The following is a 26,262-nucleotide window of genomic DNA, read 5'->3' on the forward strand; positions in this document are numbered from 1 at the left end:
CCCGCATCGGGACCGCCCGACACGTCGCGCCGGCAGGGGCTAGGCGCCCGGGCACAACTCCTGGCGGGCCGCCTCGGCGATCAAGCCAAACTGCGGCCACGCGGGGTAATGCGGCAGTTGCATTTCGACGGTTCGGCCCACCCGCAGGTTCTCGCAGATCATGTGCCCGAGGGCGCGCACGCTGGACTCCGAGATCGGCTCGTCATTCCCGTAGCGCGCGGTGTAGCCGTGGGAGTTGAGGTATTTCATGAAGCTGGCGTCGTCGGCGTGCGCGGGCGCTGCCCCGACCAGAGCTCCCATCGCCGCACCGGTGATCGCCAAGGGTCCGGTGAACCGGGCTGCCCAACTCATACCGGCAATGCTACGGCGGCAGCGGCGCAATCGGCTCCGCCGGTGCCGGCCAGACCCGGCAAGTCCGCCCGAACGGTTTCGGATTGCTGCTAGCGTCAGCGGCGAGGAGAAAGGCGCTGGACGTGAAATCAACCGCACTCGCGGCGGCCCTGGCCGCAGGTCTTTTGGCCGGGCTGATCGGTGCTACGTCATCCGCTCATGCCAATCCGCTCAATCCGCGTGATCCGGACTATTGCGGCAACAGTCCCGACATCCTGCTGTGCACCCAGCAGCAGTCGACGTACCCGAGTCCCGCTGAGATGGCCTACCTCAACGCCATCCGCGGGAAATTCCCGCCCGGTACCGAAGCCCGCCGGCTGGCCGCCGGACGGACCGCGTGCCTGGAGTTCCCGAAGCATCCGACCAGCCTCATCGTCGACCAGGTCTCGGTTTACCTGCAGATCGCCAAGCCCACCGCCGGTGAGGTGGTCGAGTCGGCCCGCAGCAATATCTGCCCGACGGTGAAGAGCTAGGCCTGAACCCGGCTCAGCGGCGGTACGCGCGCACCCCGTCGCGGATCGCGGCCTGCGCCGCCACATCACATTCGTTGTAGCTCAGACACCACTGCTGGGCGGCGTCGGCCTGCGGGCCGTTGCCCCGGGCGGCTTCGACCGCACCCTGGGAGGCCAGGCCCCCCGGATCGTCGACCTCCCAGCGGAAGCCGAAGAAGCCGGCAATCTGTTTGATCGACGACGAGGTGCGGGCGAAAAACGTCGCGTCGAACCACTTCCGCAGGTCATAGGTGAGGCCGTCGAGTGCCTGCTCCACCTCGGTGAACCTGCGGGTGCTGCTGATCTCGGGATGATGCCAATGGAAGACCTGCAGCGACTTGCCCGCCTGGGCGGCGTGGCCGTGTAATTGCTGCATCCGAGAGGCGAACTCGGCGGCCAGTTCGGCTTCGGCGGCCTCGTCGAGCGGGTCGAATGAGACCACGGGTTGGTAGCGGGCAGTCGAGTCGTCCTGGCCGTCGCGAATACGCAGGCCCCACTGATAGATCCGGCCCTGACCGTCCCACTCGATGTCGAAGTCGACCTCGATGTCGGCGGTGGGAACAGTCGTTGAACCGGTTTCGTATGCCTCGAAATCAATTCCGGTGCAGCTCATCCGGGCTCGTCGGACCGCGTTGGACAGCCGGTCCTGCGGCATTTTGGTGCCGACGGACTGGATGCGGAATGCTTCGAGGTGCGCGTCCACATCGACAGCCGCCAACTGCGCAACGCTCAACGCCGCGCCATCGCCGCAGTGTTGATACAGATACTGCCACTCCCGGATCGTGAGGTGGCCGGTCTCGATCGCGAACGACGCATCGTCGTCGCCGGCCACCGTGGTGCAGTGGTCGAACCAGGCGCACGTGCCACAGTCGGCGATGCGATAGGGCCGCACCAGTTCTCGTCCGGCGGCCGCGGCCCGCGCGACGTCGATACGGAAGGCGAACTCATGGTCGTAGCGCTGCAGAGCCGAGCGCGGTCGGCGATGCGATGGATCGCTGGCCGAATACGTGACGATGTTCTCGGTATCGAGGTCATACCAGGTGATGCCGAGACTCTCGCCGAGTAGGGCAGTGAGGTCGGAGCTGCCGATAACGCCGCCGCGGTTCAGCCCGCAGTGAAAACCCAGCTCCTGCAACATCCGGGTGTAGTGCGCCAGCTGCATGACATCGTCGCGCCAACGCGCACCGTGGTCACTGTGGCCCGGATAGGTCGACCGAAGATCGGGTTGCGACAGCGTCGAGATCTCCACCTCCGCGCGTTTCGCGGAGGCCAGCGTGCGGTGGTTCTTGATGTCGACGGGCAGGTAGCCGTCCTGGTGTCTGACCAGCATGTCAGGAAGGCCCCTGCGGCCGTTGACATCCGGCAGGCTCCCGCCGGCAATCACCTCGACACCGGCAGTCATCGCGGCCACGGTGCGTCGCTGGCGTTCGGTCCAACTGACCTCGGCGTCGAGCAGCAGCAGGCGCTCGGAGTCTGCGTAGCGCGACCGGAGTTCGGTGAGGATATGTTCCTCGAATTCGATTCCGGCACTGCGCAGCGCCTCCAAGTCCGGACGCGGCGGCGCCGGCTCCGGAGTGCCGGGAGCGAACTCGTTGTGGGTGACGCGAGCACACCGTTTTGCCGGGTAGCCGCCGAGCGTGACCGGTGCCATCGCGTCCCTCCCCGGGAGGCCCTATGTCACCGGCCGCGTGACGCCGGCCGCGATCTCACCGATCAGCGCCGCGACCACTCCGAATGCGAAGTACAGCGGCACCAGCCACGGCGCCACCCCGAACAACCCGTCCGAGCCGGGGGTATAGCGGAAGTGGCCGATCGCGGCGATCCCGATCTCGGCCACCGGGCCGACGGCCGCGATCAGCACGCCGCAGACAATCGCCGGACGATCTCCCAAGGCGCAGAAAGTGATCGCAGCGAACGCGCAGATCAGCGTCGTGAGGGGAACCACCGGCGAGGCATGCAGCATCGCGGTGACGACGTAGCTGCCCAGCACCGCGGCCAGACCAGCCACCCCCTGACGCACCGTGACCGCGGTACGCGGCGAGGGGAGATGTAGTCGTAACTCCGCCAGGAAAACGGTGGCGGATCCGACCAGGATCGGGAAGTAGAGCGGACTGCTCCAGATGAACGGCACGGCCTGCGACGGGGACAGGTACTCGGTGGTCCCGGTGACCACGTGCGAGTGGTCGCCGATCAGACCGGCCGCTCCACCCAAAACGAACAGCAACAACGCGATCGGGGGGCGTAATTTCACCCCCGCAGTATCGTCCATTCCGATGAGCGCCGAGGACCGCACCCGCTGGGATGCGAAATACGCGGGCCGCTACGTGCCGGCACCGGACACGATCGCTCCCGCTGCGGTGTTTGTGCCCTTCGCGGACGCGTTCCCGGTCGCCGGCCACGCGCTCGACGTCGCCTGCGGCCAGGGTGCCGCGGCGATCTGGCTGGCCCAGCGGGGCCTGCAGGTGACCGGGTTGGACATCTCGCCGGTCGTCGTCGAGCAGGCGCGGGCGTTCGCCCTGCGCAGCGGCGTCGGCAACCGGTGCCGATTCGACGTCGTCGACCTCGACGACGGCCTGCCGGACGGGCCGCCGGCCGATGTCATTTACTGCGCCCGGTTCCGCGACAGTCGGCTCGACGCGCCGATGCTGCAGCGGCTGGCTCCGGGCGGACTGCTGGCGATCAGCGCGTTGAGTCAGGTCGGCAGCACCGCAGGACGGTTTCGGGCCGCACCCGGGGAGCTGCGCGCGGCGTTCGCCGGCCTGGAGTTGATCGCCGAGGGGGAAGCGGACGGATTGGCGTGGCTGTTGGCGCGACGCCCGACGGCGCCGTCAGCGCACGCGGACGGACGAGACTAGGCCGGAGCCGGCGCCTCGCGGTCGCTGGGCTCGGGGCCGGGCTCGGCCGGGGACTCATCGAGCGGCAGGGCATCCATCGGCGGTGCCTCGCCGGGCGGCATATCGATCGGCGGCTCCATGGGGGCTTCGATCGGCGGGACCTCGAACGGCGGAGCCTCCATGGGTGGTGCGGGCAGTTCGAAGCCCATGGGCTCGGCCATCGGCTCGGGGGCGGGCTCGGGGGCCGGCTCCACCATGGCGGCAAACTCCACCGGCGCTTCCGGGGCCGGTGCCTCGTCCATGGGCAGGTACATGTGGTGGGTGAACTGCGGCTGGTAGGCGCCGCCGCCGCCGATCCGCACGCCGCCGGGCTCACCGCTGGCCACCGGTGTGCCGTCGGGCAGGGTCACCGCGGTGTGGTGGCTGTTCCAGCCCACCACCACAGCGTTGGGCGCGGTGCCGTACTTGAAGCCGCGGGCCAGCAGCGCCGACTCCTCGTTGGCGGTGTGGAACCGGCCGCTGAAGGCCGGCCGGCCGCTGGCGACGTTGGACACCCACGAGGCCAAACCCGAGCAATCCGTACCTGCGGGAGTGTTCCCACCAACGATGTACGGGGTGCCCGAAACCTGCTGGATGAGCGCCATCAGAGCTTCTAGACCAAACATGACCGAGCACATTAACCATGGATAACTGGACTTACCAAAATCTGTGGTGCCCATCACGTTTAGCATTCATGTTGTCAAACATAACGCCGCAACGGAAAACGCCAGGTAGATCCGGGAAAATGCGGCAAGCACGAGCGTTAATTTCCGTAAGTGCTGGTAGATGGCTCGTATGTGTTTGTTGAGCGAGGTCCCAAAGGTCACAAATTCGCATTATTAGTATGAAATTGCCTGATCAATGGGTGCGTCCCAGGTTATCCATTACCCACGGTATCGGCGAAAATATCGACGCGGGCGGCATGTCGTTCTCCGGGCAGAAAGTGATGCTGCTTACAGTGAACGCTTCGCGTTCTTGATCAGATTCGACCCGATGATCAGCCGCTGGATCTCACTGGTGCCTTCGTAGAGCCGCAGCAGCCGTACGTCGCGGTAGATGCGCTCCACCGGCACGCCACGGATGTATCCGCTGCCGCCGTGGATCTGCACCGCCAGGTCGGCGACCTTGCCGGCCATCTCGGTGCAGAAGACCTTCGCCACCGACGGCGCGATCCGCCGATCTTCGTTACTGACCCACTTGCGGGCGGCGTCGCGGACCAGCGCCTGGCCGGCCAGCACCCCGGTCTGCTGATCGGCGAGCATCGCCTGCACCAGCTGGAAGTCGCCGATGATGCTGCCGCCCTGGGTGGCGGTGGCCGCATAGTTCACCGATTCATCCAGTGCGCGCTGCGCGGCTCCCACCGCCAGCGCCGCAATATGAATGCGGCCGCGGGCCAGCGACGTCATCGCCGCCCGGTAGCCGATGTCCTCACTGCCCCCGACCAGGGCGGCGGCGGGCAGCCGCACGCCGGAGAAACTGACATCGGCCGTCCAGGCGCCCTCCTGGCCCATCTTGGCGTCCTTGGCGCCGACTTCGACTCCGGCGGTATCGGCCGGTACCAGGAACACCGCAATACCGGCGCCGCGCTCGTCGGCGGGCCGAGTGCGGGCGAACACCACAAACAGATCGGCCAGCGGGGCATTGGTGATGAACCGTTTCTGGCCGTCGAGCACCCAGGTCTCGTCCGCTCCCGAGCCCTCACGGACGGCCTTGGTGCGCAATCCCGCCGGATTGGAGCCCGCTCCGGGCTCGGTGAGGGCGAAGGACGCGACCGCACCGGAGGCGATGGGCTCGAGCCAACGCTGCTTCTGTTCATCGGTGCCGAACCCCACCAGCACCTGGCCGGCGATGCCGTTGTTGGTGCCGAACATCGACCGGACCGACGGGCAGGTGTAGCCCAGTTCCATGGCCAGTTCGACGTCCTGGGCCAGATTCAGGCCCAGCCCGCCCCATTCCTGGGGGATCGCGTAGCCGAACAGGCCCAGATCCTTGGCGGCTTGCCGAAGGTCGTCGGGCACCTGATCGGTGTCGAGGATCTCCTGTTCGCGCGGGACGACCATCGTCCGGACAAACCGGCGGGTCTGGGACAGGATTTCGGCGAAGACGTCGTCGTCAACGGATGCGGTCGTCATGGCACGGCCCCTTTCGGCACTGGCCGACAAATCATATATGAAATATGATGTGTCGGACCACGGGTGGGCACGACATGTAGAGGACGGTTTCGGCGTGGCATTACTTAACGGGCAGACGGCGGTGATCACCGGTGGAGCGCAGGGGCTGGGCTTCGCGATCGCGCAACGCTTCGTCGCCGAGGGCGCCCGGGTGGTGCTGGGCGATCTGAACCTGGAGGCGACCGAGGCCGCCGCGCAGCGCCTCGGCGCCGATGTCGCGGTGGCGGCACGCACCGACGTCACCGACGCCGCCGACGTCGAGGCGCTGGTGGCGCTGGCCGTCGAGCGGTTCGGCGGCCTGGACATCATGGTGAACAACGCCGGCATCACCCGCGACGCCACCATGCGCAAGATGACCGAAGACGATTTCGATCAGGTGATCGCGGTGCACCTCAAGGGCACCTGGAACGGTCTGCGCGCGGCCGCGGCGATCATGCGGGAGCGCAAGCGCGGTGCGATCGTGAACATGTCCTCTATATCGGGCAAGGTCGGCATGGTCGGGCAGACCAACTATTCGGCCGCCAAGGCCGGCATTGTCGGCATGACCAAGGCCGCCAGCAAGGAGCTGGCCTACCTCGGTGTCCGCGTCAACGCGATCCAGCCGGGGCTGATCCGCTCGGCGATGACCGAGGCCATGCCGCAGCGGATCTGGGATTCGAAGGTCGCCGAGGTGCCGATGGGCCGAGCCGGCGAACCCGACGAGGTCGCGACCGTCGCACTGTTCCTCGCATCCGACTTGTCCTCTTATATGACGGGCACGGTGCTCGAGGTGACCGGCGGTCGCCACCTATGACTCTGCGCGAGGCGGTGATCTGCGAACCGGTTCGTACCCCGATCGGGCGCTACGGCGGGATGTTCAAGTCGCTGACCGCCGTCGAGCTCGGCGTCGCGGCGCTCACCGGACTGCTGGAGCGCACCGGCCTGCCCGCCGACGCCATCGATGACGTGGTGCTGGGGCACTGTTATCCCAGTAGTGAGGCACCGGCGATCGGGCGGGTGGTCGCCCTGGATTCCGGCCTGCCGGTGACGGTTCCCGGTATGCAGGTCGATCGGCGGTGCGGATCTGGACTGCAGGCGGTGATCCAGGCCTGCCTGCAGGTCGGCAGCGGCGCGCATGAGGTGGTGATCGCCGGCGGTGCGGAGAGCATGAGCAACGTGGCGTTCTACTCCACCGACATGCGCTGGGGCGCGGCCCGCGAGGGCGTACGGGTGCACGACGGACTGGCGCGCGGCCGGACCACCGCGGGTGGGCAGTACCACCCGGTGCCCGGCGGCATGTTGGAGACCGCGGAGAACCTGCGCCGCCAGTACCAGATCTCCCGCGCCGAGCAGGACGAACTCGCGGTCACCTCGCATCAGCGCGCGGTGGCGGCCCAGCGCAGCGGCGTGCTCGCCGACGAGATCATCGGTGTCACGGTGCGCTCCCGCGCCGGCGAGCAGCGGATCGACACCGACGAGCATCCCCGCGCCGACACCTCGGTGGAGTCGCTGGCCAAGCTCAAAGCGGTTCTGGGCAAAACCGATCCAGACGCCACCGTCACCGCCGGCAACTCCAGCGGTCAGAACGACGCGGCCTCGATGTGTGTGGTGACCACTCCGGCCAAGGCCGAGCAGCTGGGACTGACCCCGCTGGTACGGCTGGTCTCCTGGGGTCTGGCCGGGGTCAAGCCGAACGTCATGGGCATCGGCCCGGTGCCGGCCACCGATGTCGCCCTGGCCAAGGCCGGTCTCACGCTCGCCGACATCGACCTGATCGAGCTCAACGAGGCGTTCGCCGCTCAGGCGCTCGCGGTCATGGCCGAGTGGCGATTCGGTGCCGCCGACCGCGACCGGACCAACGTGCACGGTTCGGGGATCTCGCTGGGGCATCCGGTGGGCGCGACCGGCGGCCGGATGCTGGCGACGCTGGCGCGTGAGCTGCACCGCCGCCAGCAGCGCTATGGACTGGAAACCATGTGCATCGGAGGCGGCCAGGGCTTGGCCGCCGTGTTCGAGAGGGTGGCGTAAATGGCCAAGCTGTGCCAGACGTTGGGGCTGACCGAGAGCCAGACCGAGATCATCGCGGCGGTACGGGCGTTCGTCGACAAAGAGGTGATTCCGCACGCCGCCGAATTCGAACGCGCCGACGCCTACCCGCAACAGATCGTCGATGGCATGCGGGATTTGGGCTTGTTCGGCCTGATGATTCCGGAGGCCTACGGCGGGCTGGGCGAGTCCCTGCTGACCTACGCGCTGTGCGTCGAGGAGCTCGCGCGCGGCTGGATGAGCGTCTCCGGGGTGATCAACACCCACTTCATCGTCGCCTACATGCTGCGCCAGCACGGCACCGACGAGCAGAAGCAGCGCTACCTGCCGGCGATGGCGACCGGTGATGTGCGCGGGGCGTTTTCGATGTCCGAACCCGAGCTCGGCTCCGACGTCGCCGCCATCCGTACCCGGGCCACACCCACCGGCGACGGCGACTACCTCATCAACGGACAGAAGATGTGGCTGACCAACGGTGCCACGTCGAGCTTGGTGGCGGTGCTGGTCCACACCGACGAGGGGGCCGACACCCCACACCGCAACATGACCGCGTTCCTGGTCGAGAAGCCCACCGGATTCGGTGAAGTGGTCCCGGGCCTGACCATCCCCGGAAAGCTCGACAAGCTCGGATACAAGGGCATCGACACCACCGAGATGATCTTCGACGACTATCGGGCCAGTTCCGCCGACATCCTGGGCGGCACCACCGGCCGCGGTTTCTACCAGATGATGGACGGCATCGAGGTCGGCCGGGTCAATGTCGCGGCACGCGCCTGCGGGGTGGGCATCCGCGCATTCGAGCTTGCGGCCCGATACGCCCAGCAGCGCAACACCTTCGGCAAGCCGATCGCCGAGCACCAGGCCGTCGCGTTCGGGCTGGCCGAGATGGCGACCAAGGTCGAGGCCGCACACCTGATGGTCGTCAACGCGGCGCGACTGAAGGATTCCGGCGAACGCAATGACGTCGCCGCAGGCATGGCGAAATACCTGGCCAGCGAGTACTGCAACGAGGTCACCCAGCAGAGCTTCCGGATTCACGGCGGGTACGGCTACTCGAAGGAATACGAGATCGAGCGCCTGATGCGCGACGCGCCGTTCCTGCTGATCGGCGAGGGCACCAGCGAGATCCAGAAGCAGATCATCAGCAAGCGCCTGCTGGCCGACTACCGCATCTGACACACCATGTCTGCCCCCGACTTCAGTACCCGGCCGCAGTTGTCGGAAGCCGTCGCACGCTTCGTACGGCAGCGGATCTTCGACGGCGGCTACGCCGCGGGGGAGTACGTCCGATTGGACCAGCTGGCAACGGAATTGGGCATCAGCGTCACCCCGGTGCGGGAGGCGCTGTTCGAGCTGCGCGCTGAAGGCCTGCTCGACCAGCAGCCGCATCGCGGGTTCGTCGTGTTGCCGGTGACCAAGCGTGACCTGGCCGACGTCGCCGAGGTTCAGGCGTTCGTGGGCGGGGAGCTGGCGGCGCGGGCCGCGGCCGGTATCACCGAGGAGCAGTTGAGTGAGCTCAATGAGATTCAGTCTCGGCTGGAGCAGGCCTACGCCGGAGACGATGAAGAGCGGACCGTGCGGCTCAACCACGATTTCCACCGGGCCATCAATGTGGCTGCCGCCTCACCCAAGCTGGCCCAAATGATGTCGCAGATAACACGGTATGCGCCCGAGGCGGTTTTCCCGGGCATCGCCGGGTGGCCGGAACGGTCCATGGCCGATCACCGGCGAGTGCTCGCCGCGCTGGCGGCACACGATCAGACGCTGGCGCGCACCGCGATGGCCGAACACCTGGCGGCCGGCGTGGTGCCGCTCGTCGAGCATCTGACCGATCGCGGTGTGGTGGAGTGCGAAGACGACCGCGTGGCGCAGCCAGATCAGCGCTCGTCGGCGACGGGGACGTGAGACCGTATCAACCTATGCAGAACCACACTTACCTGACTTACGAAGAGTTCGGGCGCAAGTTCTTCGAGGTCGCGGTCACCGAGGAACGAGTGGCAGCTGCGTTCGCCGTCATCGCCGGCGACGAGTTCGAGATGCCCACGATGCGGCAGGGACCGGGCGGCATCGCCAAGGTCAGCGCAAAGGTGCGGGTCCAAGAGCCGCGGGTGGCACGCGGTTTGGGGGATCTGCTGACGTTCGCGATCCACATTCCGCTGGAGATCGACCTGCTCATCGATCTGCGTCTGGACAAACAACGGTTCACCGTGGCCGGCGACATCGCCCTGCACGCCACCGCGCGAGCCGCCGAGCCGCTGCTGCTGATCATCGATGTGCCCAAACCGCGGTCCTCCGACATCACCGTCGAGGTGTCGTCGACGTCCATCCGCGGCGAGCTGCTGCGGATCTTCGCCGGCGTCGACGGGGAGATCCGGCGGTTCATCGCCAGCTATGTGGCAGCCGAGATCGACAGTCCGCAATCCCAGCGGGCGCAGATCATCGATGTGGCCGAGCAGCTGGACTCCGCCTGGACCGGGATCTGACCGCTCGCCGGTGCGATCCCTACGGGTAGGGGATCGCGGGGATAGCCGGAATCGCCGGGATGGCCGGAATCGCGGGGATCGCCGGAATCGCGGGGATCGCCGGGACGGCGGGCGCAGACGGGGCCCGCGGCACTGCCGAAGCCGCCGGAGCCTGTTTTGCGGTGGGCTCGACAACCGGAGCAGCGCTGGTGAGCGGGGCATCCGGCAGCGCGGTCGGGCCGGTTTCGGACTCGCCGGCCTCGCTGTCGGCAGGTGCGGTCGGCGCGATCGGCGCTGCGGGGGCCTGGGTGACTTCGCCGTAGGTGTCTTCCTCGGAATCACTGTCGCAGCCGGCGCAGGCGGTGGCCACCGCACCCACGGCGAGCCCCACCGCCACCACCGACAGGACTGACTTTCCGATACCGCGATTGCGCATGGATTCTCCCCGTTGTTCAGTTGCCTCATGTCACCCTACGACGCCGGGGTGGCTTCGGCGGACCAGCCGTCGACAACATTGCGACCGGCCTGCCGCCCCTCGGAACTTCCGCAGATGCGGCGCGGCCTGACAGGTGTTCCTGTCAGGCCGCGGTAGCCGGCGTTCCCTCGAATCGGCTCAGATCGTCTGATGGCGGCCGAAGAACTTGTGGTCTTCGCTGTAGCCGCCGTGGCCGCTGCCGATCTCCTTATAGCTCTCGACGAACTCGATGCCCTTGATCCATTTCACCAGCTTGTAGCCGTGCTGCAGCTCGTTGCGCAGCCGCAGTGGCCGGCCGTGCATGTAGGGCAGCGGCTGGTCATTCATGTTGTAGGCCAGCATCGACATGTGGTGCCACATCTGGTCGACCGGGTGTGCGTTGTAGAAGATGCCGCCGGTGGCGCCCAGGCCCATCGAGTAGAAGATCGCCCATTTGGCCTGGGGCAGCGGCTTGACGATCTCCATGATCGTCGACATCTGCACGCCGCCCCATTTGGCCACGCCGGACCAGGCCTGCACGCACATGTGCTGGGTGATCTGGTCGTGGTACGGCAGGGCCTTGAGATCCTCCAGCGAGAACTCCATCGGGTTCTCGACCAGGCCGTAGACCTTGAGCCGCCAATCCTTGAAGTCGTTCGCCTCGTATTCCTTGTACTCGACGGTCTCCGGCAGTCGGCCGTTGCGCCAGTGGAACGGTGAGATGTCGTCCTCGGTGAAGGTCCCGGGCTCGGGGTTGAGATGTTCCAACGCGCGCTGGAACGGCCCGATCAGCGCATAGCCGATCTTCTGGACCACCCGCGGATAGCGCAGGGTGAGCGGCGTGGCTGCGATCCAGCCGATGGTGCACACCACCGCTGCCACGCAGAAGACATAGAAGCCGGTAGCGCTATGGCATTCCGGGCCTGCACCTTCAGCGCATCCGCGAGCGGCGAACATGTGGTTGAGATTGTCGAAGGCGTCGGTCGCGAACACCATGGTGACGTGCACGAGGATGAACAACAGGAAGTAGACCAGCACCACGAAGTGCAGCGACCGCGCGATCTGCAGGTTCAGGCGCATGTGTTTGCTGATCAACCCGAGTCGCTGTGACAGCGCCGGGGACATGCCCAGCGCCGTGATCAGCGCGGCGGGCGCAGCTACGAACACCGTGACGAAGTAGGAGATCAGCTGCAGTGCGTTGTAGTTGGTCCAGGTGTGGTCGTCCGGCCAGTCCAGCGATGCGTACTGGATCATCACCGAGGCGGCGTGCGGAATGACATCCCAGCTGGTCGGGACGATGCGGCGCCACTGACCGGTGGTGAACAGCAGGACATAGAAGATCGCACCGTTGAGCAACCACAACACGCCCAGCCCCATGTGCCACCAGCGCGCCAATCCGATCGAGTGCCGGAAGCCCGGGAGCCCGAACTGCGCCGGCAGGGCGACGGTATCGGCGTTGGCCGTCCAATACGGGTCATCGGGCACCGGCGGCCCCACTCGCAGCCATTCGTCCTTGCCTGGAGTGGAGTTACGGCTGAAGTACAGCCGCGGGTGGTCGCAGAGAATCTGGATGCCGGCTCGGATGATGAAGATCATCATGAACAGGTTGAAGAAGTGCGTCCACCCAGCCCAGGCGGGGATTCCGCCGGCGAACTCCGACGATGCAGCACTGCCCGGATAGCGTGTGATGAAGTCCTCAACAGCGGGGATATTGCGAACGCCCTTGCCGATCGCGATCATCGCCACCAGCCCGACGAAGCCGATAGGGATCAGCCACAGCAGGTTGAACCACTTGTCCTTCCCGACACGCAGATGCGGGGCGACCGCGCGCCGGGAGAGGTCGAAACCGCCGCCGTAGGTCTCGACGTCAACGGTCTCGTTGTGGTTCTTGTGAATCTCTGTCCGGTAGCCCTGTTCCAGCTCCAGCTCGACGTCAACGACGTCCGCGGAGTAGTCGACTGGCCGAGTGGTCTCTTTCGTTGCTGGTGAGGTCGCGGGACCCCGCGGGTCGAGCTGCCCTTCAGCACCCTGTCCATCAATCGTGGTCACGTGTCGACGGTAGCGCGAAAAAGCTCGTGACCCGATACTCTGACATCAGATGCGCAGGCTTCTGACAGGAAACTCAGGTAGCGCAAGTGCGGAATTCGGTGGCCACCGACGGCCGCTGCGCCGCGGCCTGCACGGTTCTAGCTCGCCGACCGGCGCGATCTTGTGATCGCCGCGATTAATTTCGGTGGGTAAACCACCGTTTTCTGCTGTGCAAGGCACAAGCGAACTCACGCGGATCTCGCGCTTTACAGACCGTTCATCTAACGCGGTCATAATTCGAGGAAGACCAGGCGAAGTGCGTTTCGCCATCGCCATCAGATTGCAATCTGCACCACGGGCAGTCGTAGCGCGACACAGCTAGCATGCGCAGTGTAGAAACTTGTGACCAGGCAGGGGTAGATGACGACCTATACGGGACCGGCACCGCGCCGTAATCCGGCAGAGCTGCTGCCAATGCTGCGTGGCCAGGCTGGGGCGCGCCGTGGCTGACGAACAGCGGGGACCCGGCTACGGCCTTGGGCTGTCGACGCGTACCCAGATGACCGGGTACCAATTCCTGGCACGACGGACCGCGATGGCGTTGACCCGCTGGCAGGTTCGGATGGAAGTAGAGCCAGGCCGGCGCCAGTCGCTGGCCGTGGTGGCCTCGGTATCGGCCGGTGCCGTCGTCTGCCTCGGTGCGCTGCTGTGGTCGTTTTTGAGCCCCTCGGGCCAGATGAACGAATCGCCCATCATTGCCGACCGGGATTCCGGCGCCCTGTATGTGCGGGTCGGCGACACCATATATCCGGCACTGAATTTGGCCTCGGCTCGACTGATCGCCGGCCGGTCCGACAACCCGCACAAGGTCCGCTCCACTCAGATCGCCGAGCAGCCGCACGGCCCGCTCGTCGGAATTCCTGGCGCACCCTCGGACATCCTGCCCACAACGCCCTCCACGTCGTCGTGGCTGATCTGCGACACCGTCGCCAACGTTCAGGGCGTCGGCGCGCCGTCGCCGGTGACCGTGACGGTGATCGACGGCGCCCCGGAGCTCAACTCGCGCCGCCGGGTGTTGGACGGGCCCGACGCGGTGGTGCTGCGCTACGGCAACGACTCCTGGGTGGTTCGCCAGGGCCGCCGCTCGCGCATCGACGCCGCCGACCGGGCGGTGCTGCTGCCGCTGGGACTGACGCCCGAGCAGGTCGACCACGCCCGCCCGATGAGCCAGGCCCTGTTCGACGCGTTGCCGGTGGGTCCGGAGCTGGCGGTGCCGTTCGTGCCTGAAGCCGGTCACCCGCCGGCCTTCCCGAATGCCCCCGGCCCGGTGGGAATGGTGTTCACCACGCCGCAGTTGGCTGGGCCGCAACAGTATTCGGTGGTGCTGATGAACGGCGTGCAGACGGTGTCGCCGGTGGTGGCCCGCATTCTGCAGAACGCCGGGGCCACCGGGGGCGGCGCGCCCGCAGTGGTGACACCGCAGGATCTGGCCAAGATGCCGGTGGTCACCGGACTGGATCTGTCGGCTTACCCCGAGGGGCCGCTGCAGGTCGTCGATATCAAGGAGAACCCCTCCACGTGCTGGTGGTGGGAGCGTTCCACCGGTGACACCCGGGCCCGGGTGCAGGTGGTGTCCGGCCCCACAATTCCGGTGTCGCAGAAGCAGATGAGCCGGGTGGTGTCCCTGGTGAAGACCAACGACACCAACGTCCCGGAGGCCGACCGGGTCTACTTCGGTTCCGGCTACGGCAATTTCGTCGCGGTGACCGGCAACGACCCGGACGCCTCCACGCGGGAATCGTTGTGGTGGATTTCGGCCTCGGGTGTGCGATTCGGGATCCCCGGCGACGACGAGCGCAAGGCGCTGGGCCTGGTCGGCGAACCGGCCCTGGCGCCGTCGGTGGCGTTGCGCCTGCTGGCACACGGCCCGACCCTGTCCCGACAGGATGCGCTGGTCCGTCACGACACCCTGCCAACCGATATGAGCCCAGCAGAATTGGCGGTGCCCAGATGAAACGTGGATACGCCCGGCCCACGCCGGAACGCGCGCCGGTGGTCAAGCCGGAGAACATCGTATTGCCGACGCCGCTGAGCGTCCCGCCGCCAGAAGGCAAGCCGTGGTGGCTGGTGGTGGTCGGCGTGCTGGTGGTCGGCCTGCTCGTCGGCATGGTCGCCATGACCGTGGCCAGCGGCTCCCGGATGTTCCTGGGCGCCGGCTCGATCTTCCCGATCTTCATGATCGGCGGCGTCGCGATGATGATGTTCGGCGGCCGTTTCGGCGGCGGCGCCCAGCAACTGAGCCGGCCCAAGCTCGACGCGATGCGCGCCCAGTTCATGCTCATGCTGGACCGGCTGCGCGAGTCGGCGGCGGAGTCCGCGGACAGCATGGACGCCAACTACCGGTGGTATCACCCGGCGCCGTCCACCCTTGCCGCTTCAGTGGGGTCCTCGCGCATGTGGGAGCGCCAGCCCAACGGCAAGGACCTCAACTTCGGCCTGGCCCGAGTCGGGGTGGGGATGACCCGGCCCGAGGTGACTTGGGGTGAGCCGCAGAACATGCCGACCGACATCGAGCTGGAGCCGGTGACCGGTAAGGCGCTGCAGGAGTTCGGGCGCTACCAGAGCGTGGTCTACAACCTTCCCAAGATGATCTCGCTGCTGGTCGAGCCGTGGTACTCGCTGGTCGGCGACCGCGAGCAGGTGCTCGGGTTGATGCGCGCGATCATCTGCCAGCTGGCCTTCTCGCACGGGCCCGACCATTTGCGCATGATCGTGGTGACGTCGGATGTGGCGCAGTGGGATTGGGTGAAGTGGATGCCGCACTTCGGCGACCCGCGCCGCCAGGACGCCGCGGGCAACGCCCGCATGGTGTACCGCTCGGTGCAGGACTTCGCCACCGAACACGCCGAACTGTTCTCCGGGCGTGGATCGTTCATGCCGCGCCACGCCAGCTCGTCGGCGGAGACCCCGACCCCGCACCACCTGATCATCGTCGACGGCCTGGACCCGCAGTGGGAGTACGTCAACACCACCGAGGGCATTGACGGGGTGACGTTCTTCGACCTGACCGGCGCCCCGGAATGGCGCGGCGTCTCACAGCGGGTGCTGCGTCTCGACGACAAGGGCATCATCAACGCCCTGCCACGTGACCGCGACACCTGGATGGTGATCGACGACAACGAGTGGTTCTTCGCCCTCGCCGACCAGGTCAGCCCCACCGATGCCGAACAGTTCGGGCAGCGGTTGGCGCACTGGCGGCTCGCGGCGGCCTACGAGGAGATCGGCCAGAAGGTGACGCACCACATCGGTGCGCGCGACATCATGGCCTACTACGGCATCGAAGACGCCGGGCGGATCAACTTCGAAGAGCTGTGGGCGAGCCGGCGCGATGCGGGCACTCGAGGCCGGCTGCGGATCCCGTTCGGAAACCGCTCCGACAACGGCGAACTGCTGTTCCTGGACATGAAGTCACTCGACGAGGGCGGTGACGGGCCGCACGGCGTCATGTCCGGCACCACCGGTTCCGGTAAGTCGACCCTGGTGCGCACGGTGATCGAGTCGCTGCTGCTGGCACACCCGCCGGACGAGCTGCAGTTCGTGCTGGCCGACCTCAAGGGTGGATCGGCGGTCAAGCCGTTCGCAGGCGTGCCGCACGTGTCGCGGATCATCACCGACCTGGAAGACGACCAGGCCCTCATGGAGCGCTTCCTGGAGGCCATGTGGGGTGAGATCGCCCGGCGAAAGACCATGTGCGACAACGCCGGCGTCGACGGCGCCAAGGAGTACAACGAGATCCGGAACCGGATGCGGGCGCGCGGGGACGACAGCCTGCCGCCGCTGCCGATGCTGGTGGTCGTGATCGACGAGTTCTACGAGTGGTTCCGCATCATGCCCACCGCGGTGGAGGTGCTGGACTCGATCGGCCGACAGGGTCGCGCCTACTGGGTGCACCTGATGATGGCCTCGCAGACCATCGAGAGCCGCGCCGAGAAGCTCATGGAGAACATGGGCTACCGGCTGGTGCTCAAGGCGCAGACCGCCGGCGCAGCGCAGGCCGCCGGCGTGCCCAACGCGGTGAACCTGCCGGGCAAGGCCGGCCTCGGCTACTTCCGCAAGAGCGGCGAAGAGGTCATCCGTTTCCAGGCCGAGTTCCTGTGGCGCGACTATCACCGGGGCGGAATGCTCGACGACGAGCAGATGCCGTTGACGCATGCCGTCGACTACATCCGGCCGCAGCTGTTCACCACCGAGTTCACTCCGCTCGAGGTCAGCGTCAGCACGCCCGAGATCGAGGCGGCCGAGGAGATCGCGGCGATCGACTCCAAGCCGGCACCGGCGACCGGCGAGGGCGTAGAGGAAGAGGACTTCATCCGGACCCCCAAGGTCGGGACGGTCATCATCGACCAGCTGCGCCAGATCGACTTCGAGCCCTACCGGTTGTGGCAGCCGCCGCTAGACGTTGCGGTGAGCGTCGAGGACCTGGTGAATCGCTATCTGGGTCACCCGTGGCAGCAGGACTATGGCACCCGGCGCGACTTGGTGTTCCCGATCGGGGTCATCGACCGGCCGTACAAGCATGACCAGCCGCCGTGGACGGTGGACACCGCCGGCCCGGGCGCCAACGTACTGATCCTGGGCGCCGGTGGTTCGGGCAAGACGACCGCGCTGCAGACCCTGATCTGCTCGGCGGCGTTGACCCACACGCCCGAACAGGTCCAGTTCTACTGCCTGGCCTACAGCGGCACCTCGCTGACCACGGTCGCCGGGCTGCCGCATGTGGGCAGCGTCTGTGGTCCGACCGACCCCGACGGCGTGCGCCGCACGGTGGCCGAATTGCTGGCGCTGGTGCGGACCCGCAAGCGCAGCTTCCTGGAGAACGACGTTGCGTCGATGGACGTCTTCCGTCGGCGCAAGTTCGAGGGCGCCCCCGGAACCGTGCCCAACGATGGTTTCGGCGACGTCTATCTGGTGGTCGACAACTACCGGGCGCTCTCGGAGGACAACGAGGTGCTCGTCGAGCAGGTCAACCAGATCATCAACCAGGGGCCCTCGTTCGGTGTGCACGTGATCGTGACCGCCGACCGCGAATCGGAGCTGCGCCCGCCGGTGCGAAGCGGTTTCGGATCCCGGGTCGAGCTGCGTCTGGCCGCGGTCGAGGACGCCAAGCTGGTGCGTTCTCGGTTCGCCAAGGACGTCCCGGTGAAGCCGGGCCGTGGCATGGTCGCGGTCAACTACGTACGCCTCGACAGCGACCCCCAGTCCGGGCTGCACACCCTGATCGCCCGGCCCGCGATGGCCGACACCGACGGCAGGGTGTTCGAGTCCGACAGTGTCGCTGCCGCGGTCAGCCAGCTGGCGGTGGGCCGGGTGCGCCCGGTGCGGCGTCTGCCGGCGCGGTTCGGGCTGGAAGAGGTGCGCGCGGTCGCGGCCAACGACCGCCGCGAAGGAGTGGGAGCGGGCGGCATCGCCTGGGCGATCTCCGAGCTCGACCTGCAGCCGGTCTATCTGAACTTCGCCGAGAACGGCCACCTGATGGTGACCGGGCGTCGCGAGGCCGGCCGCACCACCACACTGGCCACCATCATGAGCGAGATCGAGCGGCTCTACGCGCCGGGCTCCAGCAGTGCGCCGGTCCCCAGCCCGGACGGCCGGCCCTCGGCCCAGGTGTGGCTGATCGACCCGCGTCGTCAATTGCTGACCACGTTGGGGTCGGACTACGTGGAGAAGTTCGCCTACAACCTGGACGGCGCCGTGGCGCTGGTCAACGAGTTGGCCGCCACGCTGGCAAACCGTGAACCTCCGCCGGGGCTCTCGGCCGAAGAGCTGCTGTCGCGGACCTGGTGGAGTGGGCCGGAGATCTTCTTGATCATCGACGACATCCAGCAGTTCCCGCCCGGCTTCGACTCGCCGTTCCAGAAGGCTGCGCCCTGGGTCACCCGCTCGGCAGACGTCGGCCTGCACGTGATCGCCACCCGCACGTTCGGCGGCTGGTCGTCCGCGGGTGCCGACCCGCTGCTGCGGGCTCTGCACCAGGCCAACGCGCCGCTGCTGGTGATGGACGCCGACCCGGACGAGGGCTTCATTCGCGGCAAGATGAAGGGCGGCCCGCTGCCCCGTGGTCGTGGCCTGCTGATGGCCGAGGACACCGGCGTGTTCGTTCAGGTCGCTGCCACCGAGCTGCGGCGGGCGCCGGCGCAAGAGCGCGCGGCCACCCCGGCCGGCTGACCGGTCGCTCCAGCAACCACTGTGACGCGAGCAACAGCGTCACGGTGGTTGCTGGAGCTGTCACAGCCCCGAAGTGGGCGGTGAATTAATTGCGGCAAGATTTAAACCAGGGGCTCGTGCCCGTAGGTATCGGAGGGCAGGTCGGCTGCCGACCGCGCCGGAAATAACAGCTCTGTGTTTTTCCAGTACGGAGCCATTTCACGGGTCGAACGGCCTGGTCGCTGCTACCGGATTGTTACCCCAGATGAACACTTGTTATCGGCAGGTGAACAGTCAGCGTTCTGGCTACTCCCGGGCACTTTGAGCCCTTACGATCGACACCGGAGAGATTGCTGACCGCGATCGATGAGGAGGGACACCAATGTCGTTTGTGAATGCGCAGCCCGAAGCTCTGTCAGCTGCGGCTGCGAATTTGAGCGGTATCGGTTCGGCGTTGAACGCGCAGAACGCCGCCGCTGCCGCCCCCACCACCGGCGTGGTCCCGGCCGCTGCCGACGAGGTCTCGGCACTGACCGCGGCGCAGTTCGCTGCACACGCGACGATGTACCAGCAGGTGAGCGCGCAGGCCGCGGCGATCCACGAGATGTTCGTCGCCACGCTCAACAGCAGTGCGACCTCCTACGCCGCCACTGAGGCGGCCAACGCTGCTGCGGCGGGCTGATCAGAAGCCAACCGCATACCGGCTACGGGCTGATGGAAGGGGAACCATTCATTCGTTCAAAGCCGGTCGTCGGTTACCGACGTAACCGGCGGCAATAACCCGTCAACTACGAATATCAATCAGAAACAACGAACTTCAGACAAGGAGAAGAAGCATGGCACGTTTTATGACTGATCCGGACGCGATGCGTTCGATGGCGGGCCGTTTTGATGTGCACGCGCAGACGGTGGAGGACGAGGCTCGTCGGATGTGGGCGTCGTCGACGAACATCTCCGGTGCTGGCTGGGGTGGTCTGGCGGAGCGGACTTCGATGGACACCATGGGTCAGATGCAGACCGCGTTCCGCAACATCGTGAACATGCTGCACGGTGTGCGCGACGGTCTTATTCGCGACGCTAACCACTACGAGCAGCAGGAAGCTGCTTCCCAGCAGATCCTGTCGAGCTAGAAGGAGAACCGCAGATGTCGATTAATTACCAGTTCGGTGATGTGGATGCCCACGGTGCGTTGATTCGTGCCCAGGCTGCTTCGTTGGAGGCTGAGCACCAGGCGATCGTGCACGATGTGCTGGCTGCCGGTGATTTCTGGGGTGGCGCCGGTTCGGTGGCGTGCCAGGAGTTTGTGGCGCAGTTGGGCCGCAACTTCGCGGTGATCTACGAGCAGGCCAACAGTCACGGTCAGAAGGTGCAGTCGGCCGGCAACAACATGGCCAACACCGACGCTTCGGTCGGCTCCAGCTGGGCCTGAGCCCCCGGCAATTTCGCAGCGCGGCAGCACACCCGATCCATGGGTGTGCTGTCGCGTGCTGCAATTGGCGGGTGGTGCCGAGCGGTCACGCCCTCTCGCGTGATCCAATAGCCAAGTACTCCACTTGCCAAATCCGGCGAATAACCCGGTAGAGGAGGGTAGTGATGGACCCGAGCACTCGCACCGACATCACCGTCAACGTCGAGGGTTTCTGGATGCTGCAGGCATTGCTGGACATCCGCCATGTTGCTCCCGAGTTGCGGTGTCGTCCTTACGTTTCCACCGACTCAAGCGACTGGTTGTCCCAGCACCCCGGCATGGCGGTGATGCGCGAACAGGGCATCGTCGTCGACGACGAGGTCAACGAGACCGTCGCGGCACGAATGCGGGTGCTGGCTGCGCCCGACCTCGAGGTGGTCGCGCTGCTGTCGCTGGGCAAGCTGCGTTACGGCGTCATCGACGCCGAGGACCAGGAACCCGGTACCCGCGACATCCCTGACAACGAGTTTCGGGTGCTGCTGGCGCGGCGCGGTGAGCACTGGGTGTCGGCGGTCCGCGTCGGCACCGACATCACCGTCGACGACGTCTCGGTAACCGACCCCGCCTCGATCGCCGCACTGGTGATCGACGGAATGGAATCCATCCACCACGCCGACCCGGCCCAGATCACCGCGGTCAACGTGCCGATGGAGGAGATGCTGGAGGCCACCCAGAGCTGGCAGGACTCGGGTTTCAACATTTTCACCGGGGGAGACCTGCGCCGGATGGGAATCAGTGCCGCCACCGTCGCGGCGCTGGGACAAGCATTGTCGGAGCCGGCGGCCGAAGCCGCGGTCTATGCGCGGCAATATCGCGACGACGCGAAGGGTCCCAGCGCCTCGGTGCTGTCGCTCAAAGACGGGTCAGGCGGCCGGATCGCGCTGTATCAGCAGGCGCGCACCGCAGGGTCGGGCGAAGCATGGCTGGCGATCTGCCCGGCCACCCCGCAGCTGGTTCAGGTGGGCGTCAAGACCGTTCTGGACACCCTGCCCTACGGCGCCTGGAAAACGCATCGGAGGGTCTAGCGGTCTGCTCGTTAGGTCTGGGCGCCGAATGCCAAGTGTCGCAACGGAAAACTGCGGGTAAATGCGGATCGTGCGAATTGTATGAAGTGCCTTTAGAATTGGACTGACTTTAAAAATGACAAATTGCGAGGCGGCACCTATGGGTTCTATGCGTTCTCTGGGGTCAGTATTTCTCGGTCGGGTGATGCACTCATGACCGCGGCGATCGAATCCGGGCAGGCGGGCGGCGATCTTGCTCCCTCGGCGCCCCGGGCCGTGGTGGTCGGGGTCATGGCGGGCGACGGTGTCCAGATCGGGACGCTGCTCGACGCCGACGCCCCGGTATCGGTGATGCTGGACCCGCTGCTGAAGGTGATCAACGGTCGGCTTGCTGAACTCGAAGAACCCACCTTGGAGGCCGAGGGCCGTGGCCGCTGGGTGTTGTGCCTGGTCGACGGCACGGCGCTGCGGCCGAACCAGTCGCTGACCGAGCAGGACGTCTACGACGGCGACCGGCTGTGGCTGCGCTTCATCGAAGACCGGGAGCGGCGCTCGCCGGTCATCGAGCACATCTCCACCGCGGTGTCGGTCAACCTCGCCAAGCGATTCGCGCCGGTCGACGCGGCGACGGCGGTGCGCGTCGGGGTGTCGACCCTGTCGCTGGGTGTGCTGCTGGCCACCGGGCTCCTCGCGGCCTGGCGCGTTCAGCACGACAGCTGGCTGACGGCGGGCTTCGGTGCGGGGCTGGCCTTCCTGGTGCTGATCGCCGCCGCACTGATCCTGATGCAGGCGCGCAACGCGTCCGACCGGCAGGTCGGTGACATTCTGCTGGCAACCGGTCTGATCCCCCTGGTGGTGGCTGCCGCGGCGGCGGTACCGGGTGAGGTGGGTGCCGCGCATGCCGCGCTGGGCTTCGGCGTCGCCGGTATCGCCGCATTGGCTGTCATCCGGCTCACCGGACGGCAGCTGGCCGCCTACTCGGCCGTCGCCACCATCAGCGTGGCGGTGATGTTCGCCGGGGTGCTGCGGATGCTGTTCCTGACCGGCGCGGTCACCCTCATGACGTGCGTGTACCTGGTCTGCGTGCTGGCCTACCAGTGGACTCCGTCGCTGTCGCGCTGGCTGGCTGGCTTGCGGCTGCCGGTCTTCCCGTCGGCCACCAGCCGCTGGGTTTTCGAGGCCCGCCCCGACCTGCCCACCACGGTGGTGAGCACGCCCGGCGCCCCGCCGTCGCTGGAGGGGCCGGAGTCGGTGCGTGAAGTGGTGCTGCGCGCGGAGCGTGCGCGGTCGTTCATGACCGGCCTGCTTTCTGGGCTGGGCGTGCTGATTGCGGTGTGCATGACCGGGCTGTGCGACCCCCACTCGGACCGGACATGGCTGCCGGTGCTGCTGGCAGCCCTGACCGCCGGGTTCCTGGTGCTGCGGGGCCGTTCCTTCCGGGACCGCCTGCAGGCGGTCACGGTGACGCTGACCGGGCTGGTGATCATCGCAGCTGTGGTGGTGCGCTTCGCGGTGGTGCTGTGGACGCCCACCGCACTGGTGGTCGGTGTGGCCGTGCTGGTGCTGGTGCCGATGTTCGGGCTGCTGTCTGCGGTGATCGTGCCGAACACCATCTACAGTCCGTTGTTCCGCAAGTTCGTCGAGTGGATCGAATACCTGTGCCTGATGCCGTTGTTCCCGCTGGCACTGTGGTTGATGAATACCTATGAAGCGATCCGGTACCGGTAGGGGCGTGCGTCGGCTGCAGCGCACCGCGGCCGCCGGCGCCGCGATGATCATGATGACCAGCGGCTCGCTGGCCGGTATGCCGCCGGCCGGCGCGATCGAGCCGCCCGGGATCGACCCGGCGGCGCTGCCGCCGGACGGTACGCCCGGGCCGCCGCAGACCATGCGGCAGACCTCGTACTGCACTGAGGTCGGGGTGCTGCCGAACTCCGACTTCCGCGTGCAGCCGGCCTACATGGACATGCTCAACCTGCAGGAGGCCTGGAAGTTCGGCCGCGGGGGAGGCGTCAGTGTCGCCGTCATCGACACGGGCGTGACCCCGCACCCGCGGCTGCCGAACCTGATCCCCGGCGGTGACTACGTGATGGCCGGCGGGGACGGGCTCTCGGACTGTGATGCGCACGGGACCCTGGTGGCCTCGCTGATCGCCGCGATGCCGGACAACGGGGTGGCCCCGTTGCCACCGCCCCGTCAGACCCGTAGGCCGCCGTCGGTTCCCACCAACGAGCCTCCGCCGCCGACCCCGTCGCCGGCGACGACGATCCTGGTGATGCCGCCGCCACCCGCGCCGGCGCCACCGCCCGTCGAGGGCGAGGAACCCGCCCCGGGTCAGGGCCCACCATTCGCGCCGCCGCCGCCAGCACCGGCACCCGCTCCTGCCCCCGCTCCGGCACCTGGACCCGCACCCGGGCCGGCCCCGGGACCCGGCGCGGCCGCGTCGTCGGCGCACACGCCCCATGGCGCAAGCGCAGGTGCGGTGCGATCGGCGGGCTTCTCCGGGCAGGCCCAGACCGCGCCGATCGACTTCCGTGCCCCGAGCGCACCGCCGCCGGGCGGGGCGCCGGATGCCTTCAGTGGCATCGCGCCCGACGTGCAGCTGATCGCGATCCGGCAGTACAGCGCGGCCTTCGGGCCCAAGGAGCCGTTCGCGGACGGACGTGACCCGCAGCTGCGGGAGAAGACCGACGGCATCCGCACCATGGCACGGGCGATCGTGCACGCGGCCAACATGGGTGCGCAGGTCATCAACATCTCCTCAGCCATCTGCATGAACGTGCGCACGCTCATCGACCAGGCCGATCTGGGTGCGGCGGTGCGCTACGCCGCGGTGGAGAAGAACGCGGTGATCGTCGCCGCCGCCGGTGACGCCAGTTGGCGGGACTGCAAGCAGAACCCCGTCTACAACGCGATGCGCCCCGATGACCCCCGCGACTGGAACGGCGTCAACACCGTGGTGACACCGGCCTGGTACGACGAGTACGTGCTGACCGTCGGCGCGGTCGACTCGGCGGGCGCCCCGATGTCCAAGTCGAGTGTGGCCGGCCCGTGGGTGTCGATCGCGGCGCCCGGTACCGACATCGAGGGGCTTTCACCGCGCGATGATGGGCTGATGAACGCCGTCGACGGCCCGGAGAACTCGCTGCTGGTGCCCTCTGGCACCAGCTTCTCCACGGCGATCGTCTCCGGTGTGGTGGCGCTGGTGCGGGCCAAATACCCGGAGCTGTCGGCGCACCAGGTGATCAACCGGCTGATCCGCACGGCTCGGCCACCGGCGCGTGGGGTCGACAATGTGGTCGGTTACGGGATCGTCGACCCGGTCGCGGCACTGACCTGGGACGTTCCCGACGTCCCCGCCCAGCCGCCGGAGCGGCTGTCGGCACCGCTGCAGGTACCGCCGATGCCGCCCGAACGTGACATGACGCCGGCCTGGGTCGCCGGAGCCGGGCTGTTGGCGGCGCTCGCGGCGGCCGGCGTGGCACTGGGAGTGGCAGCACTGCGACGATCGTCAAGGAACCGATGAAGGCACAGCACGCATTAGGTCTGAACCTGTCTTGGATGCGGGTCACCGTCGTCTTTCTGATCGATGTGGGGATCCTGGTCCTCGCCGGTCGCTGGCCCGGTGACCCGAAGGCCGCCGACTACGCGTGGTGGTCGGGCGTCGCCGTCGCCGTGTTGGTCGCGCTCATCGCGCTGCTGACTTACCGTCGGGTGCCGATCAGCACGATGTGGGCGGCCTGGGTGGCCGACCAGTTCACCGACCCTGAGGCGGCCCTGCACCGCGGCCGCGGCACTGCAATCGATCACCACCGGCGCTTCGGGCGGGAGTCGATCGGGGTCCGCGAACATGAAGGTCGGCTGGTGACGGTCATCGCCGTGGGCGGGCGGGCCACCTCGGCGACCGGCCGGCACGGCCGCGCCGCGGAGGCGACCTTGCCGGTGGAGCGCCTGGCCGCCGGGCTGCGCCAGTTCGACGTACGGCTGGACAGCATCGATGTCGTCTCGGTCGGAACCCGCAAGGATCCCCGCCCCGCCGACGACCCCGACGTCGAAGAGAACCCGTCGATGCCGGATCGCCGCCACACCTGGGTGGTGCTGCGGATGGACCCGCAACACAACGTCAACGCGGTCGCCACGCGCGACTCGCTGGCTGCCACCCTGGCCGCCGCCACCGAACGGCTGGCCGAGGAGATCGACGGGCGTGCGCTCAGCGCCCAGGTGCTGCACGCCGACGAGTTCGACGCTGTCGACGAGGCGGTACTCGCGGGCCTGGAGGCCACCCAGCTGCGACACCGGCTGTTCCGTGAACGACCGGCCGGCCAGATCACCAGCTACTGGGTCTCGCCCAACGACATCAATCCGGAGAACCTCGAACACTTGTGGTACCCGGAGAGCGAAGCAACGGTGGTGACCGTGCGGCTGTCCCGTGGTGGCGGCCGAACCACCGAGGTCTCGGTGCTGGCGAGATACCACACTGCCGACAAACCCAGCCGAAACGTCCGGTCCGCGCTGAACCGGTTCGTGGGCCGGCGCCAGCTGGAAGCGGTCTGCGCCAGCCTGCCGGCACCCACCGCCCACCGGCGGATGTCGGTGCCGGGACGCGACCTGCACGACGGCGAGCAGCTGCCGGTCTCGGTCGACGTGATCGAGGAGTACACCCCGGCGGCCGCGGCTGGGGCGCGCGGGTGA

The 26,262-nt window shown here is 67.3% G+C and carries 23 protein-coding genes; 16 read left to right on the forward strand and 7 right to left on the reverse strand.

The features are described 5' to 3' along the window. Nucleotides 1–39 precede the first annotated feature (39 nt). On the reverse strand, nucleotides 40–351 hold the full coding sequence (locus RCP37_RS09740) for a DUF732 domain-containing protein (protein ID WP_308486649.1): 312 nt from the start codon (nucleotides 349–351) through the stop codon (nucleotides 40–42). A 122-nt stretch (nucleotides 352–473) separates the two neighbouring features. On the opposite strand from RCP37_RS09740, the gene RCP37_RS09745 reads away from it, so the two are divergent. Further along, on the forward strand, nucleotides 474–863 hold the full coding sequence (locus tag RCP37_RS09745) for a hypothetical protein (RefSeq protein WP_308486650.1): 390 nt from the start codon (nucleotides 474–476) through the stop codon (nucleotides 861–863). A 13-nt stretch (nucleotides 864–876) separates the two neighbouring features. Here the strand turns inward: RCP37_RS09745 and RCP37_RS09750 are convergent, their stop codons facing one another. Both RCP37_RS09750 and RCP37_RS09755 read right to left on the reverse strand, forming a co-directional pair. Continuing rightward, nucleotides 877–2,532 (reverse strand): recombinase RecB, encoded by a 1,656-nt coding sequence (locus RCP37_RS09750; RefSeq protein WP_308486651.1) that lies wholly within the window; start codon nucleotides 2,530–2,532, stop codon nucleotides 877–879. A gap of 21 nt (nucleotides 2,533–2,553) precedes the next feature. Beyond that, complete coding sequence (locus tag RCP37_RS09755; RefSeq protein WP_308486652.1) at nucleotides 2,554–3,132, reverse strand: diacylglycerol-binding protein; 579 nt, start codon at nucleotides 3,130–3,132, stop codon at nucleotides 2,554–2,556. A 22-nt stretch (nucleotides 3,133–3,154) separates the two neighbouring features. Between RCP37_RS09755 and RCP37_RS09760 the strand changes: the two genes are divergently transcribed. Continuing rightward, nucleotides 3,155–3,736 (forward strand): SAM-dependent methyltransferase, encoded by a 582-nt coding sequence (locus RCP37_RS09760; RefSeq protein WP_308486653.1) that lies wholly within the window; start codon nucleotides 3,155–3,157, stop codon nucleotides 3,734–3,736. Here the strand turns inward: RCP37_RS09760 and RCP37_RS09765 are convergent. Together RCP37_RS09765 and RCP37_RS09770 are read right to left on the reverse strand one after the other, a co-directional pair. Continuing rightward, entirely contained in the window at nucleotides 3,733–4,380 is a 648-nt protein-coding gene (locus tag RCP37_RS09765; RefSeq protein ID WP_308486654.1) for a peptidoglycan endopeptidase, read from the reverse strand. The two genes, RCP37_RS09760 and RCP37_RS09765, sit on opposite strands and share 4 nt — an antisense overlap. A gap of 327 nt (nucleotides 4,381–4,707) precedes the next feature. Then, nucleotides 4,708–5,886: an acyl-CoA dehydrogenase family protein gene (locus RCP37_RS09770; RefSeq protein ID WP_308486655.1), complete on the reverse strand. Its 1,179-nt coding sequence runs from the start codon at nucleotides 5,884–5,886 to the stop codon at nucleotides 4,708–4,710. Nucleotides 5,887–5,923: 37 nt separating this feature from the next. On the opposite strand from RCP37_RS09770, the gene fabG reads away from it, so the two are divergent. From fabG to RCP37_RS09795, 5 genes are read left to right on the forward strand one after another with little or no spacing between them, the layout of a single operon-like run. Beyond that, nucleotides 5,924–6,718, forward strand: a complete 795-nt coding sequence (gene fabG, locus RCP37_RS09775) for a 3-oxoacyl-ACP reductase FabG (protein WP_308486656.1) — start codon at nucleotides 5,924–5,926, stop codon at nucleotides 6,716–6,718. Beyond that, complete coding sequence (locus RCP37_RS09780) at nucleotides 6,715–7,932, forward strand: acetyl-CoA C-acetyltransferase (protein ID WP_308486657.1); 1,218 nt, start codon at nucleotides 6,715–6,717, stop codon at nucleotides 7,930–7,932. Before fabG ends, RCP37_RS09780 begins: the two co-directional genes overlap by 4 nt. Further along, nucleotides 7,933–9,126: an acyl-CoA dehydrogenase family protein gene (locus RCP37_RS09785; RefSeq protein WP_308486658.1), complete on the forward strand. Its 1,194-nt coding sequence runs from the start codon at nucleotides 7,933–7,935 to the stop codon at nucleotides 9,124–9,126. It begins immediately after the preceding gene. 6 nt (nucleotides 9,127–9,132) lie between these two features. Then, nucleotides 9,133–9,855 carry a GntR family transcriptional regulator gene (locus RCP37_RS09790; protein WP_308486659.1) on the forward strand — a complete coding sequence of 241 codons (723 nt, stop codon included), beginning with the start codon at nucleotides 9,133–9,135 and terminating at the stop codon, nucleotides 9,853–9,855. Nucleotides 9,856–9,869: 14 nt separating this feature from the next. Continuing rightward, complete coding sequence (locus tag RCP37_RS09795; protein ID WP_308486660.1) at nucleotides 9,870–10,433, forward strand: hypothetical protein; 564 nt, start codon at nucleotides 9,870–9,872, stop codon at nucleotides 10,431–10,433. Nucleotides 10,434–10,452: 19 nt separating this feature from the next. On the opposite strand, the gene RCP37_RS09800 is transcribed toward RCP37_RS09795, so the two are convergent. Both RCP37_RS09800 and RCP37_RS09805 read right to left on the reverse strand, forming a co-directional pair. Continuing rightward, nucleotides 10,453–10,848 carry a hypothetical protein gene (locus RCP37_RS09800; RefSeq protein ID WP_308486661.1) on the reverse strand — a complete coding sequence of 132 codons (396 nt, stop codon included), beginning with the start codon at nucleotides 10,846–10,848 and terminating at the stop codon, nucleotides 10,453–10,455. Nucleotides 10,849–11,025: 177 nt separating this feature from the next. Continuing rightward, nucleotides 11,026–12,792 carry a molybdopterin-dependent oxidoreductase gene (locus tag RCP37_RS09805; RefSeq protein ID WP_308487020.1) on the reverse strand — a complete coding sequence of 589 codons (1,767 nt, stop codon included), beginning with the start codon at nucleotides 12,790–12,792 and terminating at the stop codon, nucleotides 11,026–11,028. Between the two features lie 604 nt (nucleotides 12,793–13,396). Here RCP37_RS09805 and eccB point away from each other — a divergent pair. From eccB to eccE, 9 genes are all read left to right on the forward strand, one after another. After that, entirely contained in the window at nucleotides 13,397–14,908 is a 1,512-nt protein-coding gene (gene eccB, locus RCP37_RS09810) for a type VII secretion protein EccB (protein WP_308486662.1), read from the forward strand. Further along, complete coding sequence (eccCa, locus tag RCP37_RS09815) at nucleotides 14,905–19,119, forward strand: type VII secretion protein EccCa (protein ID WP_308486663.1); 4,215 nt, start codon at nucleotides 14,905–14,907, stop codon at nucleotides 19,117–19,119. Before eccB ends, eccCa begins: the two co-directional genes overlap by 4 nt. Nucleotides 19,120–19,480: 361 nt before the next feature. Then, the gene (locus tag RCP37_RS09820) at nucleotides 19,481–19,780 is read left to right on the forward strand and encodes a PE family protein (RefSeq protein WP_046283697.1); all 300 of its coding nucleotides are present in this window, start codon (nucleotides 19,481–19,483) and stop codon (nucleotides 19,778–19,780) included. Between the two features lie 154 nt (nucleotides 19,781–19,934). Continuing rightward, nucleotides 19,935–20,228: a WXG100 family type VII secretion target gene (locus RCP37_RS09825; RefSeq protein ID WP_308486664.1), complete on the forward strand. Its 294-nt coding sequence runs from the start codon at nucleotides 19,935–19,937 to the stop codon at nucleotides 20,226–20,228. 14 nt (nucleotides 20,229–20,242) lie between these two features. Next, entirely contained in the window at nucleotides 20,243–20,527 is a 285-nt protein-coding gene (locus tag RCP37_RS09830) for a WXG100 family type VII secretion target (RefSeq protein WP_047317298.1), read from the forward strand. Between the two features lie 164 nt (nucleotides 20,528–20,691). Beyond that, complete coding sequence (locus RCP37_RS09835; RefSeq protein ID WP_308486665.1) at nucleotides 20,692–21,591, forward strand: ESX secretion-associated protein EspG; 900 nt, start codon at nucleotides 20,692–20,694, stop codon at nucleotides 21,589–21,591. Between the two features lie 192 nt (nucleotides 21,592–21,783). Then, nucleotides 21,784–23,298, forward strand: a complete 1,515-nt coding sequence (gene eccD / locus RCP37_RS09840) for a type VII secretion integral membrane protein EccD (protein WP_308486666.1) — start codon at nucleotides 21,784–21,786, stop codon at nucleotides 23,296–23,298. Beyond that, nucleotides 23,276–25,096, forward strand: a complete 1,821-nt coding sequence (locus RCP37_RS09845) for a S8 family serine peptidase (RefSeq protein ID WP_373693140.1) — start codon at nucleotides 23,276–23,278, stop codon at nucleotides 25,094–25,096. The genes eccD and RCP37_RS09845 overlap by 23 nt, the downstream gene beginning before the upstream one ends. Further along, nucleotides 25,093–26,262: a type VII secretion protein EccE gene (eccE, locus tag RCP37_RS09850; protein ID WP_308486667.1), complete on the forward strand. Its 1,170-nt coding sequence runs from the start codon at nucleotides 25,093–25,095 to the stop codon at nucleotides 26,260–26,262. The genes RCP37_RS09845 and eccE overlap by 4 nt, the downstream gene beginning before the upstream one ends.

The sequence above is a fragment of the Mycolicibacter sp. MU0102 genome, assembly GCF_963378105.1.
GTDB classification, from domain to species: Bacteria; Actinomycetota; Actinomycetes; order Mycobacteriales; family Mycobacteriaceae; genus Mycobacterium; species Mycobacterium holstebronense.

Bases quoted from the DNA above. Each gene is read 5' to 3' on its own strand.
- eccD (WP_308486666.1), top strand. From the start codon at position 21,784: ATGACCGCGGCGATCGAATCCGGGCAGGCGGGCGGCGATCTTGCTCCC.
- eccCa (WP_308486663.1), top strand. From the start codon at position 14,905: ATGAAACGTGGATACGCCCGGCCCACGCCGGAACGCGCGCCGGTGGTC.
- RCP37_RS09780 (WP_308486657.1), top strand. From the start codon at position 6,715: ATGACTCTGCGCGAGGCGGTGATCTGCGAACCGGTTCGTACCCCGATC.
- fabG (WP_308486656.1), top strand. From the start codon at position 5,924: ATGAAATATGATGTGTCGGACCACGGGTGGGCACGACATGTAGAGGAC.
- eccE (WP_308486667.1), top strand. From the start codon at position 25,093: ATGAAGGCACAGCACGCATTAGGTCTGAACCTGTCTTGGATGCGGGTC.
- RCP37_RS09750 (WP_308486651.1), bottom strand. From the start codon at position 2,532: ATGGCACCGGTCACGCTCGGCGGCTACCCGGCAAAACGGTGTGCTCGC.
- RCP37_RS09820 (WP_046283697.1), top strand. From the start codon at position 19,481: ATGTCGTTTGTGAATGCGCAGCCCGAAGCTCTGTCAGCTGCGGCTGCG.
- RCP37_RS09830 (WP_047317298.1), top strand. From the start codon at position 20,243: ATGTCGATTAATTACCAGTTCGGTGATGTGGATGCCCACGGTGCGTTG.
- RCP37_RS09790 (WP_308486659.1), top strand. From the start codon at position 9,133: ATGTCTGCCCCCGACTTCAGTACCCGGCCGCAGTTGTCGGAAGCCGTC.
- RCP37_RS09825 (WP_308486664.1), top strand. From the start codon at position 19,935: ATGGCACGTTTTATGACTGATCCGGACGCGATGCGTTCGATGGCGGGC.
- RCP37_RS09835 (WP_308486665.1), top strand. From the start codon at position 20,692: ATGGACCCGAGCACTCGCACCGACATCACCGTCAACGTCGAGGGTTTC.
- RCP37_RS09770 (WP_308486655.1), bottom strand. From the start codon at position 5,886: ATGACGACCGCATCCGTTGACGACGACGTCTTCGCCGAAATCCTGTCC.
- RCP37_RS09785 (WP_308486658.1), top strand. From the start codon at position 7,933: ATGGCCAAGCTGTGCCAGACGTTGGGGCTGACCGAGAGCCAGACCGAG.
- RCP37_RS09795 (WP_308486660.1), top strand. From the start codon at position 9,870: ATGCAGAACCACACTTACCTGACTTACGAAGAGTTCGGGCGCAAGTTC.
- RCP37_RS09800 (WP_308486661.1), bottom strand. From the start codon at position 10,848: ATGCGCAATCGCGGTATCGGAAAGTCAGTCCTGTCGGTGGTGGCGGTG.
- RCP37_RS09845 (WP_373693140.1), top strand. From the start codon at position 23,276: ATGAAGCGATCCGGTACCGGTAGGGGCGTGCGTCGGCTGCAGCGCACC.
- RCP37_RS09760 (WP_308486653.1), top strand. From the start codon at position 3,155: ATGAGCGCCGAGGACCGCACCCGCTGGGATGCGAAATACGCGGGCCGC.
- RCP37_RS09740 (WP_308486649.1), bottom strand. From the start codon at position 351: ATGAGTTGGGCAGCCCGGTTCACCGGACCCTTGGCGATCACCGGTGCG.
- RCP37_RS09765 (WP_308486654.1), bottom strand. From the start codon at position 4,380: ATGTTTGGTCTAGAAGCTCTGATGGCGCTCATCCAGCAGGTTTCGGGC.